Source organism: Vibrio sp. 811, assembly GCF_033339195.1.
In genome coordinates, this window is record NZ_JAWOUB010000206.1 from 1 (window position 1) to 872 (window position 872).

1 protein-coding gene is annotated in these 872 nt (G+C 46.7%); it reads right to left on the bottom strand.

Annotated elements, in window-relative coordinates; genetic code table 11:
* Positions 1–46 precede the first annotated feature (46 nt).
* The coding region (gene lhgO / locus R7Q46_RS25845; RefSeq protein ID WP_318078040.1) for an L-2-hydroxyglutarate oxidase at positions 47–872 on the bottom strand (826 nt) is incomplete at its 5' end.

Genomic DNA, 872 nt, shown 5'->3' on the forward strand with positions numbered 1-872 from the left:
TGATGAAATGGAAGAGCCAGTGTTCAAACTGGCTCTTTATGTCTGACTAGACGACTTTAGCTACCACTTTCTCATCGACCTTATCGCAAATGTACTCTCCGATAGGCATGGCAGATGTGGCCGCTGGGGAAGGCGCATTACACACGTGAAGGCTTCTTGCGCTCTCTGCAAATAGGAAATCGTGCACTAGAGTGCCGTCCGACAACACCGCTTGCGCGCGAATCCCTGCAGGGTAAGGCTGGAGATCCTCAACACGAATACTCGGACAATATTTATTGACCAGTTTCAAATACCCAGGCTTCCACCACGAGTTTTTAAACTCTTCCAAGCCCGTTTTTAAGTGCTTTTGTGTGACTTTCCAAAAGCCAGAAAAACTCAGCATTTGCAGTGTATCTTGCAGGTTAAAGTTCACTTTTCCATACCCTTCTCGCTTCCAACCCTGAACGGCATTTGGACCAACCGTCACAGAACCATCAATCATACGAGTCAAGTGCACCCCCAAAAATGGCAAATCTGGATCTGGAATTGGGTAGATTAAGTGATTCACCACTTGGTTATGCTTACTGTCTAATCGGTAGTATTCACCGCGATAAGGCACGATTTGAAAATCGGTCGGAATGCCCATCATTTTTGTCATCCGATCGGCCATCAATCCACTGCAAGTGACTAGAAACTTGCAGTTCAACTGCATAGATTGCCCATCGGAAACGCAAGTCAGTTGTACTTCTTCATCTTTCTCATCGGCGGCAACCACCTTGGTTCTCAAGCTAATATGACCACCTAAACTTTGGAACTCTTGCGCCATATGCTCTGTTACCAAGCGGTAATCAACAATACTGGTGGTGTTCACGTAAATCGCGCCCAACCCGGTG